Origin of the sequence: Streptomyces sp. NPDC029674 (assembly GCF_044903205.1) — a bacterium.
GTDB lineage: Bacteria > Actinomycetota > Actinomycetes > Streptomycetales > Streptomycetaceae > Streptomyces.
In genome coordinates, this window is the sequence record NZ_JBJDPY010000002.1 from 668787 (window position 1) to 686625 (window position 17839).

A 17839-nucleotide genomic window follows, 5' to 3' on the forward strand; every position below is an offset into this window, starting at 1 on the left:
GCTGTATGCGTTACGCGTTATGCGTTACGCCGGGACGCTCGCCACGCCCTGCGCCAGGAACCGCTTCCCGTTCACGCGCTCGCTGACGCCCTCACGGTCCAGGTACGGCGTGATGCCGCCCAGGTGGAAGGGCCAGCCCGCACCGGTGATCAGGCAGAGGTCGATGTCCTGCGCCTCGGCGACGACGCCCTCGTCGAGCATGAGCCCGATCTCCTGCGCCACCGCGTCGAGCACGCGGTCCCGCACCTGCTCCTCGGTCAGGACCTTGTCGCCCTGCTTGAGGAGCGCGGCGACCTCGGGGTCGAGCTCCGGCTTCCCGCTGTCGTACACGTAGAAGCCGCGCTTGCCCGCCTTGACGACGGCCGCGAGGTTCGGCGAGACGGTGAAGCGCTCCGGGAAGGCGCGGTTCAGGGTCTCGGAGACGTGCAGGCCGATGGCCGGACCGACCAGCTCCAGGAGGACCAGCGGCGACATCGGCAGACCGAGCGGCTCGACGGCCTTCTCGGCGACGGCGACCGGGGTGCCCTCGTCGATGACGTTCTGGATCTCGCCCATGAAGCGGGTGAGGATGCGGTTCACGACGAACGCCGGGGCGTCCTTCACGAGCACCGCGGTCTTCTTCAGCTTCTTGGCGACACCGAAGGCCGTGGCCAGCGACGCGTCGTCCGTGCGCTCGCCGCGCACGATCTCCAGGAGCGGCAGGATCGCGACCGGGTTGAAGAAGTGGAAACCGACGACCCGCTCGGGGTGCTTCAGCTTCGACGCCATCTCGGTGACCGACAGCGAGGAGGTGTTGGTGGCGAGGATCGCGTGCGCCGGGGCGACCGCCTCGACCTCGGCGAACACCTGCTGCTTGACGCCGATCTCCTCGAAGACGGCCTCGATGATGAAGTCGGCGTCGGAGAAGCCCTCGGCCTTGTCCAGGACACCGGAGACGAGCGCCTTCAGGCGGTTCGCCTTGTCCTGGTTGACGCGGCCCTTGAGGAGCAGCTTGTCGATCTCCTCCTTGACGTACGACACGCCCTTGTCGACGCGCTCCTGGTCGATGTCGGTCAGCACGACCGGCACCTCCAGGCGGCGCAGGAAGAGCAGCGCGAGCTGCGAGGCCATCAGACCGGCGCCGACGACGCCGACCTTGGTGACCGGGCGCGCCAGGTTCTTGTCCGGGGCGCCCGCGGGGCGCTTGGCGCGCTTCTGCACGAGGTTGAACGAGTAGATGCCCGCGCGCAGTTCACCGCCCATGATGAGGTCGGCGAGCGCGGTGTCCTCGGCGTCGAAGCCCTGCTGCAGGTCGCCGTCCTTGGCGGCCGCGATGATCTCCAGGGCGCGGTAGGCGGCCGGAGCGGCGCCGTGCACCTTGGAGTCGGCGATGGCGCGGCCGCGGGCGACGGCCGCGTCCCAGCCGTCGCCGCGGTCGATCTCGGGGCGGACCACCTCGACCGAACCGTTGAGGACGGAGGCCGTCCAGATCAGCGACTGCTCCAGGAAGTCCGCGCCCTCGAAGAGCGCGTCGGCGATGCCGAGCTCGAAGACCTGCTTGCCCTTGAGCTGACGGTTCTGGTTCAGCGAGTTCTCGATGATGACCGAGACGGCCTTGTCGGCGCCGATCAGGTTCGGGAGCAGCGCGCAGCCGCCCCAGCCCGGGACCAGGCCGAGGAAGACCTCGGGCAGCGAGAAGGCGGGCAGCGCCTTGGAGACGGTGCGGTAGGAGCAGTGCAGACCGACCTCGACGCCGCCGCCCATCGCGGCGCCGTTGTAGTACGCGAAGGTCGGCACGGCGAGCCCGGAGAGCCGCTTGAAGACCTCGTGGCCGCCCTTGCCGATGGCGAGCGCGTCGTCGTGCTTCTTCAGCAGCTCGACGCCCTTGAGGTCGGCGCCGACGGCGAAGATGAACGGCTTGCCGGTGATGCCGACGCCGACGATCGCGCCCTCGGCCGCCTCCTTCTCGACCTGGTCGATCGCCGTGTTCAGGTTGGCGAGGGACTGCGGGCCGAAGGTGGTCGGCTTGGTGTGGTCGAAGCCGTTGTCGAGGGTGATGAGCGCGAAGCGGCCCGCACCCTGCGGCAGGTCGAGGTGGCGTACGTGCGCCTGCGTGACGACCTCGTTCGGGAACAGCTCGGCCGCACCCTTCAGAAGCTCAGTGGTCGTGGTGCTCACTTGTCGCCTCCGGCGTCCTTGTGGTTCGGGTTCTCCCAGATGACCGTCGCGCCCATGCCGAAGCCGACGCACATGGTCGTGAGGCCGTAACGCACCTCGGGCTGCTCCTCGAACTGCCGCGCCAGCTGCGTCATCAGGCGTACGCCGGAGGAGGCGAGCGGGTGGCCGAACGCGATGGCGCCGCCGTACTGGTTGACGCGGGCGTCGTCGTCCGCGATGCCGTAGTGCTCGAGGAAGGCGAGCACCTGCACGGCGAAGGCCTCGTTGATCTCGAAGAGACCCATGTCGGAGATGGAGAGGCCCGCCTTGGCGAGGGCCTTCTCCGTGGCCGGGATCGGGCCGTAGCCCATGACCTCGGGCTCGACACCTGCGAAGGCGTAGGACACGAGCCGCATCTTGACGGGCAGCCCGTTCTCCCGCGCGAACTCCTCGGACGCGATGAGGGAGGCGGTGGCGCCGTCGTTGAGACCGGCGGCGTTGCCCGCGGTGACGCGGCCGTGCGTACGGAACGGCGTCTTCAGGCCCGCGAGGTTCTCCAGGGTGGTCCCCGGGCGCATCGGCTCGTCGGCGGTGGCGAGGCCCCAGCCTGTCTCACCGGCCTCCGCGTTCGTCCGGCGTACGGAGATCGGCACCAGGTCGGCCTGGATCTTGCCGTCGGCGTACGCCTTGGCGGCCTTCTCCTGCGAGCGCACGGCGTATTCGTCGGCGCGCAGCTTGGTGATGCTCGGGTAGCGGTCGTGCAGGTTCTCCGCGGTCATGCCCATGAACAGGGCCGACTCGTCGACGAGCTTCTCGCTCACGAACCGCGGGTTCGGGTCGACGCCCTCGCCCATGGGGTGGCGGCCCATGTGCTCGACACCGCCGGCGACGGCGATGTCGTACGCACCGAAGGCGACGCTGCCCGCGACCGAGGTCACGGCGGTCAGGGCGCCCGCGCACATGCGGTCGATGGAGTAGCCGGGCACGGACTGCGGCAGCCCGGCGAGGATGCCGGCGGTGCGGCCGATCGTCAGGCCCTGGTCGCCGATCTGCGTGGTCGCCGCGATGGCGACCTCGTCGATCTTGGCGGGGTCGAGGTCCGGGTTGCGGCGCAGCAGCTCCCGGATGGCCTTCACGACGAGGTCATCGGCACGGGTCTCGTGGTAGATGCCCTTCGGACCCGCCTTGCCGAACGGGGTGCGGACGCCGTCCACGAAGACGACGTCCCTGACGGTACGAGGCACGATGGCTCTCCTCCAGGGTGCGGGGCGCCTGCGCGGCGCGTTTCCTACTCCACCCTACTTGTCGGTAACTATGCGGCCAAGGGCGGTCTCGGGGTTGCGAAGGTCACACTTGGCCGCGGGCCTCTTGTACGTCTGCCTGCGCGTCCCGCACGTACCGGTCCGGCAGGAGCAGACCCGCCGCTCCGCGGCGGATACCTCCCACCCACCCACCCGTGCACCCCGCACCGCCCAGTGGCCGCGGCGGCCGGATGGGGCGCGCGCCCCATCCGGCCCCTACCTCGCCCACTCGGTGCGGGGCAAACGGGTGGGCGGGTGGGGACATTCCGCCGCGCAGCGGCGGACCTGCTCCTACCGAGCCTCGCGGTGCGGGGCAAACGGGTGGGCGGGTGGGAGGTATCCGCCGCGCAGCGGCGGGACAGGGGCAGGGCAGGTGGCCCGCAGGCGAACGCAAGCACCCACCCGCCCCGTCCGCCGTGCGGTGGGGTGAGTGGGTGGGTGGGGCGAGGAGGGGCGGGGGCTCAGGACAGGGCGGTGACCAGGGCCGGGGTCACCTGGGTGATCTGCCAGCGCCTCGCGCCGTAGCCGGCGAGGGCCGCCGCCACGGTGTCCTCGTTCACCTGGGCCGGAGGCTCCCAGCAGACGCGCCGGACCGTGTCCGGAGTGATCAGGTTCTCCTGGGGCATGTTCAGCTGCTCGGCGAGGGTGGAGATCGCCGCGCGGGCGGCGGAGAGGCGCGCCGCCGCGGCGGGGTCCCGGTCGGCCCAGGAGCGCGGCGGCGGCGGACCGCTCACCGTCTGACCGGGCTGCGGCAGCTCGGAGTCGGGCAGCGCCTTCGCGCGGTCGACCGCGGCCTGCCACTGCTCCAGCTGGCGCCGCCCCATGCGGTGCCCGAAGCCGGTCAGGCCCGCGAGCGCGTGCACGTTGGGCGGCAGCCCGAGCGCCGCTTCGACGATCGCTCCGTCGCTGAGCACCTTGCCCGGTGACACGTCGCGCCGCTGGGCCACCTTGTCGCGTGCGGTCCAGAGTTCCCGTACGACCGCCATCTGGCGGCGTCGGCGCACCTTGTGCATGCCGGACGTGCGGCGCCAGGGGTCCTTGCGGGGCGGTGCGGGCGGTGCGGAGGCGATGGCGTCGAACTCCTCGCGGGCCCACTCCAGCTTGCCCTGCCGGTCGAGCTCCTTCTCCAGGGCGTCGCGGAGGTCGACGAGGAGCTCCACGTCGAGCGCCGCGTACCGCAGCCAGGGCTCGGGGAGCGGCCGTGTCGACCAGTCGACGGCGGAGTGGCCCTTCTCCAGGACGTAACCGAGCACGCTCTCGACCATCGCGCCGAGGCCGACCCGCGGGAACCCGGCGAGCCGGCCCGCGAGCTCCGTGTCGAAGAGGCTCGACGGGATCATGCCTATCTCCCGCAGGCACGGCAGGTCCTGGGTGGCGGCGTGCAGCACCCACTCGGTGTCGCCGAGGGCCTCGCCGAGGCCGGAGAGGTCGGGGCAGGCGACGGGGTCGACGAGCGCGGTGCCCGCTCCCTCGCGGCGGAGCTGGACGAGATAGGCCCGCTGGCCGTACCGGTAGCCGGACGCGCGCTCGGCGTCGACGGCGACGGGTCCGGTGCCCGCGGCGAAGGCGGCGACGGTCGCGGCGAGGGTCTCCTCGTCCTCGACCACCGGCGGGATGCCGTCACGCGGCTCCAGCAGGGGGATCGGCAGCCCTTCGGGTGCGAGGCCGTCGTCGTCCGGAGGGCCGCCTCCGGTGGTTCGCAGTGAGCTGTCTGCTGCGGTCTCTTGGGCGTCGGTCACCTGTCAAGGGTATCTGTGTATGGACAGCGCCCGTCGACGGAACGTTCCGTCGACGGGCGCGCGAGGGGTGTAAATCAGTCAGTGGATGATGCCGGTGCGCAGGGCGACCGCCACCATCCCGGCCCGGTCACCCGTGCCGAGCTTGCGGGCGATCCGGGCGAGGTGGCTCTTCACGGTCAGGGCGGACAGGCCCATCGAGACGCCGATGGCCTTGTTGGACTGGCCCTCCGCGACCAGGCGGAGCACCTCGACCTCACGGCCGGACAGCTCGCGGTAGCCGCCGGGGTGGCTCGGGGTGCCCGGAGGGCGGCGGTGCATACGGGCGGCGGCCGAGCCGATGGGGGCCGCGCCGGGGCGGGTGGGGAGTCCGACGTTCGTACGGGTGCCGGTGACGACGTAGCCCTTGACGCCGCCCGCGAGGGCGTTGCGCACGGCGCCGATGTCGTCGGCGGCGGAGAGGGCGAGGCCGTTGGGCCAGCCCGCGGCACGGGTTTCGGAGAGGAGCGTCAGGCCGGAGCCGTCGGGGAGGTGGACGTCTGCGACGCAGATGTCCCGGGGGTTGCCGATGCGGGGACGAGCCTCCGCGATGGACGAGGCTTCGATCACGTCGCGTACGCCGAGCGCCCACAGGTGGCGGGTGACGGTGGAACGGACGCGGGGGTCGGCCACGACGACCATGGCGGTCGGCTTGTTCGGGCGGTAGGCGACCAGGCTTGCGGGCTGCTCGAGGAGAACGGACACCAGGCCTCCTGGGGTGGCGGGACGGGGCCGGCTCGGGGAGTAAGCCGGGACGAATCCGTGCTTTCAAGGTCACAAACCTCTTCGGCACCAATCCCTGCCGCCTTTAGGGGATGATCACGATTTGGTGAGCAATAATTCGGGCAATTCGGACATGCGCTCGATCATCCGAAGATCAAACCGAACGCGCCCCCTTCTGGGTGACCCCGGCAACGCAAACCCCCGCGGCGCGGGGCCGCGGGGGGAATGGGCGTTCGGCGGTGCGGAAAGCGTTCGGCCGTCGGTCAAACCGTCGGTCAAGGGGAGAGCGGGCCGCGCCGTTGCGGCAGCGACACCACGGACCCGTCCCCCGCCCCGGCGGGCGGCAGCCCCGCGACCTGGCAGAGCAGATCGCACCAGGCCGCGAGGTGCGCCGCCGTGTCCGGCACCCCGCCGGTGCCCTCCCGCGGGGTCCACGACGCCCGGATCTCGATCTGCGAGGCAGGGGGGCGCTCGGAGAGGCCCCCGAAGTAGTGCGAGCCCGCGCGCGTCACCGTGCCGCTCGCCTCGCCCGCCGTGAGCCCCCGCGCCTGCAGCGCCCCGGTCAGCCACGACCAGCACACCTCGGGCAGCAGCGGATCCGCCGCCATCTCCGGTTCGAGCTCCGCCCGTACGAGCGTGACGAGCCGGAAGGTGCCCTGCCACGCGTCGTGCCCGGACGGGTCGTGGAGAAGGACGAGCCGCCCGTCCGCGAGGTCCTCATCGCCGTCCACGACCGCCGCCTCCAACGCGTACGCGTAGGGCGCGAGCCGCTGCGGCGGCCGCGTCGGGTCGATCTCGATCTCCGGCCGCAGCCGTGCCTCCCGCAGCGCGTCGACCGCCGCGCGGAAGGGCAACGGAGCCGAATCCGCCACCTTCCCCTCCGAACTCTCCATCTCGCCAGCGCCGTCCGACCGTTGTCCCTGAGCCGCAGCCATGCGGGGAAGGTTAAGGGGAACGGCGCCTTCGCGCAGGGAGAGACACCCGTGAGGGGGTTCCCGGTCAACGTGCGAGACTTTCCGCGTGAGTGCCAATGACAGCCGTCGCCCCGAGGGCCGGCAGAACGCAGCGACGTACGACTCCCCGTTCATGAAGGCGTGCAGGCGCGAGGCCGTGCCGCACACGCCGGTCTGGTTCATGCGGCAGGCGGGGCGCTCACTTCCCGAGTACCGCAAGGTGCGCGAGGGCACGGCCATGCTGGAGTCCTGCATGCGCCCCGACCTCGTCACCGAGATCACGCTGCAGCCCGTGCGCCGCCACCGCGTCGACGCGGCGATCTACTTCAGCGACATCGTCGTCCCGCTCAAGGCGATCGGCGTCGACCTCGACATCAAGCCGGGCGTCGGACCCGTCGTCGAGAACCCCATCCGCTCGCGCGCCGACCTCGCGCAGCTGCGGGACCTCACGCCCGACGACGTCCACTACGTCACCGAGGCGATCGGAATGCTGACGGCCGAGCTCGGCCCGACGCCGCTCATCGGCTTCGCGGGCGCGCCTTTCACCCTCGCGAGTTACCTCGTGGAGGGCGGTCCGAGCCGCAACCACGAGCACACCAAGGCGCTCATGTACGGCGACCCGCAGCTCTGGGCCGACCTCCTCGACCGGCTCGCGGAGATCACGAGCGCCTTCCTGAAGGTGCAGATCGAGGCGGGCGCCAGCGCCGTGCAGCTCTTCGACTCGTGGGTGGGCGCCCTGTCGCCCGCCGACTACCGCCGCTCGGTGATGCCCGCGTCGGCGAAGGTCTTCGACGCCGTCGCCTCGTACGGCGTGCCCCGCATCCACTTCGGCGTCGGCACGGGCGAGCTGCTCGGGGCGATGGGCGAGGCGGGCGCGGACGTCGTCGGCGCCGACTGGCGGGTGCCGGTGGACGAGGCCGCGCGCCGCGTCGGCCCCGGCAAGGCGATCCAGGGCAACCTCGACCCGGCCGTCCTCTTCTCCACCCGTGAGGCCGTGGAGGCGAAGACCGACGAGGTGCTCGCCGCCGCGAAGGGCCTGGAGGGCCACATCTTCAACCTCGGGCACGGCGTCCTGCCGACCACGGACCCCGAGGCGCTGACCCGCCTCGTGGAGTACGTGCACACGCGCACGGCCGTCTGAACGGATTCGGTCCGGACGGCGAACGTCTGAAAGATGTCTGAAAAGGGTCCCTGTCCGGTCGGGCAGGGGCCCTCTTCCGTACGCGTTCAGCAGGGTCTGCGCCACTCGTCCAGGTTCAGCCTCTTGCGCATGGAGGAGAGGCCGAGGCGGCGGGCCTGACCGCAGAACTTCTCGTTCGGCACCGCGTACTCGACGTGCAGCACCGCCTTCCCCGCCTCGACGAACGGGGTGAGCGAGGCGCATTCCCCGTACTGCGCGCACTCCTCGTTGACGGCGAAGTCGAAGTCGTCGACCAGCTGGGGAATCTGCGGCAGGTCGTTCTTCAGGCCGACGGACAGGCCGCGGTCGTGCGCGAGGCGGGCGACCAGCCGGTTGAAGGCCAGCTGGTGGCGGGCGGTCAGCGGGAAACCGGTGCGGTTGAGGTAGCCGTCGAGGAGGTCCGGCTCGACGGCGTCGAACCCCTTGCGGCGGCACATGTCGAAGCGCGCCGCGAGGAGCGGTTCGAGTACGTCGAGACGCCGGATGTCGAGCCAGCGTTCCCCTTTCCAGCCGTTGGGGCGGCCGAGCACGGCGGCCGGGAAGTCGCCGCTGTCCGGACGGAACGACTCCCAGGCACCGGCGTTGACGTAACAGATGACGTGGCGCCCCGCGCGGTGCAGCCGTGCCACGTCGGACCGCTGGTTCTCGAACCCGTCGATGTCGTAGACCGGCACGTCCACGCGCGGGTCGACGCGGCCGTCGAGCTGCCACTGCCAGGTGGTGCCCGGCCGCGGCCGCCAGGGTTCGGGGGAGTCGTCGCCGTCCTGCCGTGCCGCCGACGTGCAGCCGGCGAGGAGCAGGACGGCCACCAGGAGCGGCAGCAGGCGGCGGCCGTGCGTCACGGCGCGTCCTCGGTCCCGTCGGAGGGCGGCTCCATCCATGGGTTGGGGCCCGCGCCCGGCACCGCGCAGTGCACCCCGGCGCCGCGCCGCGCGGCGGTGCGCGCGGCGAGGCGGGACAGCGCGGGCGGCACGCCGTAGACGAGGTGGCAGAAGTGCTCGGGGGAGTGCCGGGCCGTCCAGGGCGGGGCTTCGAACGAGCGCAGATACGTCGACCAGTGGCCCTCGAAGGTGACGAGCAGGTCGGCGGCGCGGGCGTACCCGGGCGCCGGGTGCACGCCCGGGTTGAGCACCACCGTCCGCGCGCCCCGGCCGCGCGCCGAGCGGACGAACCGCCGGCACTGCCGCAGCTCGCGGCGGCCGGAGGTGACCCGGTCGAAGAAGCAGCCGTCCACCTCGTACCAGGCGCGGTGCCGCTCCAGGTCGTCGGTGACGGCGTCCAGGGGCCGCTCCCCGTACGCCGTGTCGACGTACCCGAGGACCCGCACCCCCGCCGCGCGCAGCTCCCGCGCGGCGTCGGCGAAGGCCGGGTCGGGGGCCGTGCCCGGGCCGTCGGCGGCGTTCAGGACGACGCCGTACAGCCGGGGCGCGGCCGCCACGAGCGCCCGCCAGGCCGCGGGGTCCACGACCGGGTGGACGTACAGCGGCACCAGCAGCGTCATCGAGGCTCTCCGGCGGCCGGCACGGGGTGCGGGGCGCCGTCCGCCGCCCAGAGCGCGGCGAGCGACTCCCGCAGCGTGAACCGCGGCCGCCAGCCCAGCTCCCGTTCCGCGGCGGTGACGTCGGCGCACTGCCAGGGCACCGCCGTCGAGCGCCCCACCTTGCCGAGGGCCTCCTCGACGCGCCCGGTGAAGCCCGCCGCGCCGACCAGCCCGTGCGCCAGGTCGCGTGCGGGCACCGCCCGGCCGCTGCCGATGTTGAGCAGCCGCGGCAGCCGTCCGGGCAGGGTGAGCGCAAGCGCCACGGCCCGCGCCACATCGCGGGTGTCGACGAAGTCCCGGTGCGCGGAGAGGTCGCCGACCCGGACCGTGCCGTGCGGGGTCCGGGCGACCGCACGGGCCAGCTCGGCGGTGAGCCGGCCCGGCAGACCGGCCGGGGACGCCCCGGGACCCACCGGGTTCGTCACCCGCAGCACCGTCGCGTCGAGCCCGGCGCCGACGACGGCCAGCGTGCCGGCGAGCTTCGTGGCCCCGTACGGCGCTACCGGGCGGGCGGGGGCGGTCTCCGGGGTCCGCTCGCCGACGCCGGTCGGCCCGTACTCGGCCGCCGAGCCGAGGTGCACCAGGCGGGCCGTCGGCGCGGCCGCGCCCAGGGCGTCGCAGAGCACGGCGGGGCCGCGGGCGTTGACCTCGGCGAGGGTCACCGTGCTGCCGCCGACCGCGCCCGCGCAGTTGACGACGGCGTCGGGCTCGGCCCGCGCCAGCTGTTCGGCGAGCACGCCGGGGGTGACGGTGGCGAGGTCGATCCGGAGGTCGTCCACGGGGGCGCGGCCGCCGCGGAGCAGCCGCGCGCCCGGCAGGGCGCGCAGCCGCTCCGTGATGTGTCCGCCCAGGTATCCGGTGGAGCCCAGGACGAGGATGCGCACGGCCGCGTCACGCTCCCTTGAGGAGCAGCGAGCGGTGCGTGGTGAACTCCGCGTTCGCGCGGTCGTAGTCGTCCGGGCGGCCGATGTCGAGCCAGTAGCCGTCGAACTCGTAGGCGTGCGGCGGCGTCTCGGACTTGAGGAGGTCGAGCACGAGCTCGTCGAAGCCGAGCGGCAGGCCCGGCGTGTAGGAGGCGAGGGTGTCGCGCGACACGCCGTACACGCCCATCGAGACGCGGTAGTCGATGCTCGGCTTCTCGGTGAACGCGACCACGCGCTGCGATTCGGTGGTGAGCACGCCGAAGTCGATGCGCACCTCGCGCGCGTACGTCGCTATGGTCAGCGGCGCCCCCGAGCCGCTGTGGGTGGTGAGGACGTCCGCGTAGTCGAGGTCGGTGAGGACGTCGCCGTTCATCACGAGGAAGTGCTCGGGCAGCCGGTCCATCATCGTCAGGAGCGGGCCCATGGTGCCGAGCGGGCTGTCCTCGGTGGAGTAGCCGACGCGCAGGCCCCAGCGGGAGCCGTTGCCGACGTAGGCGCGGATGATGTGGCCGAGGTGGCCGATGGCGATGGTGCAGCTGGTGAAGCCGGCGGTCGCCAGCTGGCGCAGCACGATCTCCAGGATGGCGTGCTGGTCGCCGATCGGGACGAGCGGCTTGGGCAGCGCGGTGGTGTACGGGCGGAGCCGGACGCCCTTGCCGCCGGCGAGGATGACTGCGTGCATGGCAGAACTCCCTTGTGTAAGGAGGGGGGTGGCGAGGTGTCGGGGCGTCAGATGTTGTAGATGTCGGTCTTGTAGCGGGCCAGGTTGGCCGGGTCGCGGAAGAAGTCGACGGTGCGGGCCAGGCCCTGCTCCAGGTCGTGGCCGGGCGCCCAGCCGGTGGCCGCGCGCAGCCGGGACGCGTCGGCGACCAGGCGCATCACCTCGGAGGCGGCGGGCCGGATGCGCCGCTTGTCCTCGCGCACGTCGAGGTCGGCCTCCATCACCTTGCCGATGAGCCGCACCAGGTCGCCCACCGAGATCTCGCCGCCGGTGCCCGCGTTGAAGGTGCGGCCGACGACGGCCTCGGCGGGCGCGGTGCCGACGGCGAGGAAGGCCTGCGCGGTGTCCGCGACGAAGGTGAAGTCGCGGGTCGGCCGCAGGTCGCCGAGGGTGATCTCGCGTGATCCGGCGGCGACCTGGCCGATGACGGTGGGGATGACGGCACGCATCGACTGGCGAGGGCCGAAGGTGTTGAAGGGGCGCAGGGTGACCACGGGGGTCTCGAAGCTCGCGTGGTAGCTGTCGGCCAGCCGGTCGCCGCCCGCCTTCGAAGCGGCGTACGGGGACTGGGTGTTGATGGGGTGGTCCTCGGTGATCGGCACGGTCTGCGCGGTGCCGTACGTCTCGCTGGTGGAGGTGTGCACCAGGCGGGGGATCTCCAGGTGGCGGACGGCTTCGAGGACGTTGAGGGTGCCCGTCACGTTCGTGTCCACGTAGCTGTGCGGGGCCTGGTACGAGTAGGGGATCGCGATGAGGGCGGCCAGGTGGTAGACCGCCTCGGCGCCTTCGACGAGGCCGCGCACCGAGCCGGGGTCGCGGACGTCGCCGAGGACGATGTCCACCTCGGCGAGCACGTCAGGGCTGAGGGTCTCCAGCCAGCCGTAGGAGGAGAAGGAGTTGTACTGCGCCATCGCGCGGACCCGGTGCCCCGCGGCGACCAGGGCCTCGGTGAGGTGCGAGCCGATGAAGCCCTCGGCTCCGGTGACGGCGACGAGTGGTGCGGATGTCATGGTTCCTCCTGGTGCGGGGACGGCGTGGAGCGGTGGTGCGGTGAGGGGTGGTGCGCGGGGGCAGGGGTTTCAGGCGTGCGCCGTCGGCCTGCCCAGGTGGTGGACGGCGACGGCCGCGAGCGCGAGGGCGGCGGCCGTGCAGCCGGTGAGCAGGGCGGTGGGCGCGGACAGGGCACCGGTCAGGGGCAGTGCCGTGGCGGTGGCCGCTGCGGCCAGGCAGGGCACGGCGGACGGCCAGCCCACGCCGAACGCCTGAAGCAGCAGGGCGAGCCACAGCACCGCGCCGAGCAGCAGGAGTTGCGTCATGTCGGCGCCGACGAGCACGGCGCCCAGGGCGAGCGGGACGAGATGGGCCGTGCCGCACACGGCCAGCGCCCGCGAGACGCGCAGCCGGAATCCTCGCGGCGTGGCCGAGGCGTGCAGGGCGGTCACGGCGAGCCCGCGGAAGCGGTACAGGAGCCACTCGGCGGGCCCCATGCTCAGTGTCAACGCCACGACGGCGTACGGCTCCTGGCGTCCCGCCATCAGAGTGAGCAGGCCGGCCGCGAGACCGAACAGGCCGTACGGGACCGAAACCGCCGCACTCGGCCCGGGCCCCTGCGCCGGGGCGGCCCGCAGCGCCGCACGCAGCGCGTGGCCCGCGGCGGCCACCGCGAGCAGGACGGTGAGCAGCGGCAGCCCGGTGCGCAGCAAGCCCGGAGGCTCCCACCACGGCAGCGCCGCGGCGCCCGCCGCCACCGGGAGCAGCGCGGCGGCCAGCACTTTCTCGCGGCCGAGCACCAGCAGCACCCCGGCCGCCGCCAGATAGCAGGACTGCCCGACGGCGAACAGCGCGGCGGCCCCGGGCCCCGCGGCGAGCAGCCCCGCCCCGGAGGCGGCCACGGCACCCGCGGGCGCGCCGGCCAGCAGCGTGCGCCCGGCCCCGTGCCGCCCGGCGGCGAGCCGCACGTACGCCCGGTGGCTCAGCGCCTGCGACCAGGCCCAGGACACCAGGGCGGCGGCGATGAGCCCGCGCAGCCCGGCGCCCGTCTGCCAGTCGCCCGCGACCAGCAGGTACGCCGCGCCGGGCAGCGCGAAGAGCAGGCCGCGCAGCGCACAGCGCAGATGGTCGGGGCGCCACATGTCCGGCGGCGCCGGCGGCCGCGGACGGCTGCGCGGCACCCGCTGGAAGACGTCGTCGGCCAGCGAGAACAGATCGGGGTGTCCGTACGTCTCCTGGATCCGGTCGCCGGTCATGCCCTGGGACTCCAGGAGCGCCGCGACCTCGTAGGGGTGCACGGCCGCCCCCGCGTCCTCCGCGAGCTCGGCGGCGAGCAGGTCGACGGGGTCGTCGGCCCTGGCGGGGCGGAGCGCACCGCGCGAGCGCAGCCGTGACCGCCCTTCGCCCGCGGCGGGGCGTGGCGGGCGGGCCAGGCGCAGGGCGAGGGTGTCGTCGGCGCTGTGGGGCTCGGGTGCGCGCGGGTGCAGGTGGAGGGGGCCGCTCATCCCGCCACCTCGCTCCGGGCGGCGGGCCGCACGCGGGGCGCGGCGAGCTCCTCGTATATCGAGCGGAAGGCGTCCACCGTCTGGCGGAGCGTGAACTGCTCGATCACGCGGAGCCGTGCCGCCTCGCCCATCGCCGCGCGGCGCCCCGGGTCGCGGAGCAGTTCGAGCACGGCCCGCGCCATGGCGTCCGGCGCGCGCGGCGGCACCACGAGCCCGGTCGGCCCCACCGCCTCCCGCACCCCGCCGACGTCCGTGGAGACCGTGGCCCGGCCGCAGGACATCGCCTCGATGAGGGTGAAGGGGAAGCCCTCGCTGATGCTGGACAGCATGACGACGCTGCCCGCCGCGTAGGCGTCCTTGATGTGTTCGACGCGGCCCTCGAAGACCACCGCGTCACCGTGTCCGAGCTCGGCGGCGAGCGCCTCGCAGCGCTCGCGGTAGGCCTCGCCGCCGCGCGGTGTGCCGCCGAACAGGCGGAGCCTCGCGTCCGGCACCTCCTGGCGGACCCGGGCGAAGCAACGTATCAGCGTCTCCAGGTCCTTGATCGGGTCGACCCGGCCCGCCCAGCTGAGGGTGGGGGTCGCCGGTTCGGGGCCCGCGGGCGGGAACGCCGTGGGGTCCACGCCGTTGTAGACGGTGCGGATGAGGGCGGGGTCGGCGCCGCCGCGCTCCTCCCAGAGGCGGTTGTAGCGGTTGCCGGGGGTGATGAGGGCGGCGCTGCGGTACGTCTCCTCGGCGAGCAGCCGGAAGAAGCCGAGCAGCACGGCCTTGACCGGCCAGCTGTACGGACCGGTGCGGTAGCCGAGGTAGCGCTCACGCAGATAGACGCCGTGTTCGGTCAAGAGCAACGGCACACCGTGCAGTTGACGGGCTATCAGGCCTGGCAGCGCCGCGATGCCGCCGCTGACCGCGTGGCTGACGCCGTGCTCGGGCGGCCGGGCGGCGAGCGGGCGCAGGGCGTGTTCGAGCAGACCCGTCGCGGTGACGGCGTCGTGCATCGTCGGGCGGGCGCCGGCGGTGGCGAGCCCGGGCGTGTTCCACACGGAGGACAGGACCCGCACCGCGCGGTCGGAGCGCAGGGCCGGGCTCAGGGCGCCGTCGCGGGCGTGCCGGGCGAGGTCGTGCAGGGCGGGCGCGAAGCCGTCCTCGGCGGCCGGGTCGAGCAGGGCGGTGAGGAACCGCTCGTAGGAGGCGAGGAGTTGGCGCCGGCGGCGGCCGCGCGGGACGGCGCCGGCCGGCGGCGGACCCCACATGGGCAGGCACACGGGCTCGTCGACGTGCGGCGGCAGCTCCCATACGAGCTCCTCGGCACCGGTGCCGGTGACGGCGAGCACGCCGAAGTCCACGTCGGGCATGCCGCGCACGAGCTGGTCGCACCAGACGCTGACGCCGCCGTGGCTGTGCGGGTAGGTGCCTTCGGTCAGCAGGGTGACGCGGGGGCGTGCGGACAGTGGGCCGGGTGGGGGTGCCGGGAGCGGCACGGGTATGGGCGAGTGGGGCATGTTGGGGCTCCGCGGGTGGGATGCGAGCGGCGCGGGGGCGCGGGGCTTGGGGCCGGCTGCGCGTACGGGCGCACACCCCCACGCCCCCTCCGGTTCCGAGGGTCTCTGGCCACCGGTGGGGCGTGCGGGGTGGTGCGGGGTGCTGTGGAGGGCTGTGGGGAAGCGTCAGCCGTGCGTCGGCAGGGAGTCCGGGGTGTGACCGGCCGTGCCCGGTTTCACGTGGCGGGTCGCGCCGGACGGCACCGGCGGCTTCTTCGCGGGCGTGGTGAGGGCGGGGGCCCCGTCCCGCGTGGCCGCTGCCGGAGCGCTCGGCAGGGTGAGCGTGACCCGGTCCTGGAGCAGGCCCGGCGAGGCCCACCCGGAGGTCGTGCCCGCGTACGCCGTGCCGAACGGGTCGGCGCCGATGAGCTGTCGCTGTACCGTGCCGGCCGGCATGGTCGCCCGGACGGCCACCCCGGAGGGCGCCTGCACCGTCACGGTGTCGCCGATCCGGTACGCGGTCACGCGGCCCGCCCGGACGGCCGTGTCCCAGGCCGCACGGGAGCGGAGCTCGCCGCCGATGTCGGACATCCGCAGGTTGACCAGGGGCGTGTTGTCCGCGTACAGCGCGTCGTACGTGTCGAGGACGCGGTTCAGCACGGGGTACGCGATGCGGTCCTCGGCGAGGTTCGACTGGTGGATGAAGTGCGGCCGCGGGTCGTTCGACAGGGCGTGGCCCAGCGCGATCGTCGACTCCACCGGCACGATGTGGTCCTCGTAGCCGGTGGTGAGGTCGAGGGGCTCCGGCAGGCAGGTGGCGACGGCGGAGTTCTCGCAGACGCCGCTGCCGCCGTCGGCCTTGCGGGTGTAGATCCAGTTGTACTCGTCGACCTGCTCGGCGGTGCGGCCCGCGTTGTAGAAGACGTTCATCGGGAAGCGCGGCACGGTCAGGGCGGGGCCCACCTGGCGCTGGTTCCTGTCCCGGGAGCTGTCGGAGCCGAGCCGGTCGACGCCGTTGTCGCGCAGGGCCGGGCCGAGGTTCGGGTTGTCGTCGGGCTGCTGCGGCAGCACCTTCAGGCCCGAGTGCTCGCCGGTGACCAACTCGCCTCGCTGCGTGGGGAGTCCGGCACGCTGGCCCCAGCCGCGGTTGTCGGAGATCTGCTGCGAGATGTCGGCGCGCGAGACGTACCGCGTACTGCCGTCCGCGTTCTTCGCGCACGTCCACGGCACGGTGGCGACGTCCTGGACGCAGCCGAGGAAGGGGTGGTTGTACGTGTGGTTGATCCAGCGGTGGTCGTCCCGGTCGGCGATGAGCCGGTCGGCGAGGGGGTCCGCGCCGCCGTTCTCCTCGCGGTACAGCTCGCTGCCGCCGCCGTTGAAGGCCATGTCGAGCGGGAAGCGGCGGCCCTTGGACCACTGGGCCGCGTACGCCGCGTCGTCCGCCGTCATCCGGATCGGGTCGGGCGTGCCCTCGCCCGGCGCGCAGTCCACGTCGCCCGGCGTGCAGTTCAGCTCGCTGTCCCAGCGGTCGTCGGCGCCGAAGACGTCGTCGACGTGCACGGCGAAGTAGTTGCGGGACGAGCCCAGCTGGACGCCCTGGGTCAGCCAGTCGACGATGCCGCGGGCGAGCAGCCGGAACTGCTGCTGGTGCTGGTTGTAGACGAAGGTGACCACCAGCTCGCGGCGCCCGTCGTGGCGGTACTCGCCGACGAGCGAGCCGCGCCCGGTACCGCCGGGGACCGGTGCGTCCACGTAGCTGGTGAAGTCCGCGCCGGGCGCGGGATCGGCGAGGAAGCCGTAACTCTCCCCGATGTCCGGCGAGTTGTCCTCGAAGGGCACCCGGTCCGTGAGGTAACCGAACGGGCCTCCCCTGCCCGCCTCGGTCACCTGCGCCTGCACGCCGTCGAGCGATCCGCTGAACTTCGGTGCCGCGAGGCCCGCCTCGGGCCGGGCGTAGGTGTACGCGTCCACCTGCGGGACGGCGTACGTCCGCTCGTACGAGGCCAGGGCGGCGGACTCCGCCGAACCGGCGCCGAACGGGTTGTCGTTGGGCAGTACGACGGCCTGGAACTTGGCCCGCGGCCGGCCGTTCACCGTGTCCGCGAGGAACGCCCCGTCGATCACGGGACGTTCGCTGCGGCGCAGGTCGACGGTGGTGTACGGCGTGCCCTGGGCGTCCAGTTCGGCGGCGATCGCGGCGGTGGCCGGGCCACCGTCGGTCACCACCAGGACGCGCAGGTCCACGCGGGGCGCCTCGGCGGCCGCGGCGGGTGAGGCGCCGGGCAGCGAGAGCGCGAGAAGCAGAGCGCCGGCTCCGAGAGCCGCCGCTCGTGCGGTGTGGTTCATGCGGTGTGTGGTCCCCTCCACGGTCGGGCCGCGGGGGTGTGTCCACCCCAAGGCCCGCCCCCCAAACGGCACGTCACACGTCGCGGTGTGTATCCGTGCAGCTCTGACGCGTCACATAGTGCGGCCCACCTGTGGGATCTGTGCCGGTTCTGTGAAAGCTGGCGGAAAAAAGACGGCGCTCCGCTAGAGGTGCGGGAGGAGGGAAGCTGGAAGCGCGGTGCGCCCGGGAGGCGGGTGCTCCGGGAGGCCCTGGCCGCTCAGAGGG

General features: G+C 73.3%; 14 protein-coding genes. 1 reads left to right on the top strand and 13 read right to left on the bottom strand.

From position 1 onward, the window contains the following. Positions 1-24: 24 nt before the first annotated feature. The 5 genes from ACI2L3_RS06955 to ACI2L3_RS06975 all read right to left on the bottom strand — a co-directional run bounded on the left by ACI2L3_RS06955 (position 25) and on the right by ACI2L3_RS06975 (position 6870). Positions 25-2157 carry a 3-hydroxyacyl-CoA dehydrogenase NAD-binding domain-containing protein gene (locus ACI2L3_RS06955; protein WP_404751249.1) on the bottom strand — a complete coding sequence of 711 codons (2133 nt, stop codon included), beginning with the start codon at positions 2155-2157 and terminating at the stop codon, positions 25-27. Next, positions 2154-3380, bottom strand: a complete 1227-nt coding sequence (locus ACI2L3_RS06960; RefSeq protein WP_219687605.1) for an acetyl-CoA C-acyltransferase — start codon at positions 3378-3380, stop codon at positions 2154-2156. Before ACI2L3_RS06960 ends, ACI2L3_RS06955 begins: the two co-directional genes overlap by 4 nt. A gap of 518 nt (positions 3381-3898) precedes the next feature. Then, complete coding sequence (locus tag ACI2L3_RS06965; protein WP_404751250.1) at positions 3899-5176, bottom strand: HRDC domain-containing protein; 1278 nt, start codon at positions 5174-5176, stop codon at positions 3899-3901. 78 nt (positions 5177-5254) lie between these two features. Then, entirely contained in the window at positions 5255-5917 is a 663-nt protein-coding gene (locus ACI2L3_RS06970; RefSeq protein WP_016643199.1) for a response regulator transcription factor, read from the bottom strand. 293 nt (positions 5918-6210) lie between these two features. Further along, the gene (locus ACI2L3_RS06975) at positions 6211-6870 is read right to left on the bottom strand and encodes a DUF3000 domain-containing protein (RefSeq protein ID WP_404751251.1); all 660 of its coding nucleotides are present in this window, start codon (positions 6868-6870) and stop codon (positions 6211-6213) included. 85 nt (positions 6871-6955) lie between these two features. Between ACI2L3_RS06975 and hemE the strand changes: the two genes are divergently transcribed. Further along, positions 6956-8029: a uroporphyrinogen decarboxylase gene (hemE, locus tag ACI2L3_RS06980; protein WP_404751252.1), complete on the top strand. Its 1074-nt coding sequence runs from the start codon at positions 6956-6958 to the stop codon at positions 8027-8029. Between the two features lie 86 nt (positions 8030-8115). Here the strand turns inward: hemE and ACI2L3_RS06985 are convergent, their stop codons facing one another. From ACI2L3_RS06985 to ACI2L3_RS07020, 8 genes are all read right to left on the bottom strand, one after another. Next, complete coding sequence (locus ACI2L3_RS06985) at positions 8116-8949, bottom strand: endo alpha-1,4 polygalactosaminidase (protein WP_404751253.1); 834 nt, start codon at positions 8947-8949, stop codon at positions 8116-8118. Beyond that, positions 8907-9569, bottom strand: coding sequence for a spherulation-specific family 4 protein (locus ACI2L3_RS06990; RefSeq protein WP_404751254.1), 663 nt, complete (start codon positions 9567-9569; stop codon positions 8907-8909). The genes ACI2L3_RS06985 and ACI2L3_RS06990 overlap by 43 nt, the downstream gene beginning before the upstream one ends. Then, a complete protein-coding gene (locus ACI2L3_RS06995; protein ID WP_404751255.1) occupies positions 9566-10492 on the bottom strand; it encodes an NAD-dependent epimerase/dehydratase family protein in 927 nt (308 codons plus the stop codon). The genes ACI2L3_RS06990 and ACI2L3_RS06995 overlap by 4 nt, the downstream gene beginning before the upstream one ends. A gap of 7 nt (positions 10493-10499) precedes the next feature. After that, entirely contained in the window at positions 10500-11213 is a 714-nt protein-coding gene (locus ACI2L3_RS07000; protein WP_404751256.1) for an NDP-sugar synthase, read from the bottom strand. 47 nt (positions 11214-11260) lie between these two features. Then, a complete protein-coding gene (locus ACI2L3_RS07005; protein ID WP_404751257.1) occupies positions 11261-12262 on the bottom strand; it encodes an SDR family NAD(P)-dependent oxidoreductase in 1002 nt (333 codons plus the stop codon). 69 nt (positions 12263-12331) lie between these two features. Next, complete coding sequence (locus tag ACI2L3_RS07010) at positions 12332-13747, bottom strand: hypothetical protein (protein ID WP_404751258.1); 1416 nt, start codon at positions 13745-13747, stop codon at positions 12332-12334. Then, positions 13744-15249: a GT4 family glycosyltransferase PelF gene (pelF, locus tag ACI2L3_RS07015; protein WP_404751259.1), complete on the bottom strand. Its 1506-nt coding sequence runs from the start codon at positions 15247-15249 to the stop codon at positions 13744-13746. Before pelF ends, ACI2L3_RS07010 begins: the two co-directional genes overlap by 4 nt. A gap of 165 nt (positions 15250-15414) precedes the next feature. Further along, positions 15415-17574 carry a hypothetical protein gene (locus tag ACI2L3_RS07020; protein WP_404751260.1) on the bottom strand — a complete coding sequence of 720 codons (2160 nt, stop codon included), beginning with the start codon at positions 17572-17574 and terminating at the stop codon, positions 15415-15417. Between the last annotated feature and the right edge of the window lie 265 nt (positions 17575-17839).

Bases quoted from the DNA above. Each gene is read 5' to 3' on its own strand.
- ACI2L3_RS06975 (WP_404751251.1), bottom strand. From the start codon at position 6,870: ATGGCTGCGGCTCAGGGACAACGGTCGGACGGCGCTGGCGAGATGGAG.
- ACI2L3_RS06985 (WP_404751253.1), bottom strand. From the start codon at position 8,949: ATGGATGGAGCCGCCCTCCGACGGGACCGAGGACGCGCCGTGACGCAC.
- ACI2L3_RS06990 (WP_404751254.1), bottom strand. From the start codon at position 9,569: ATGACGCTGCTGGTGCCGCTGTACGTCCACCCGGTCGTGGACCCCGCG.
- ACI2L3_RS07000 (WP_404751256.1), bottom strand. From the start codon at position 11,213: ATGCACGCAGTCATCCTCGCCGGCGGCAAGGGCGTCCGGCTCCGCCCG.
- ACI2L3_RS07005 (WP_404751257.1), bottom strand. From the start codon at position 12,262: ATGACATCCGCACCACTCGTCGCCGTCACCGGAGCCGAGGGCTTCATC.
- ACI2L3_RS07010 (WP_404751258.1), bottom strand. From the start codon at position 13,747: ATGAGCGGCCCCCTCCACCTGCACCCGCGCGCACCCGAGCCCCACAGC.
- pelF (WP_404751259.1), bottom strand. From the start codon at position 15,249: ATGCCCCACTCGCCCATACCCGTGCCGCTCCCGGCACCCCCACCCGGC.
- ACI2L3_RS07020 (WP_404751260.1), bottom strand. From the start codon at position 17,574: ATGAACCACACCGCACGAGCGGCGGCTCTCGGAGCCGGCGCTCTGCTT.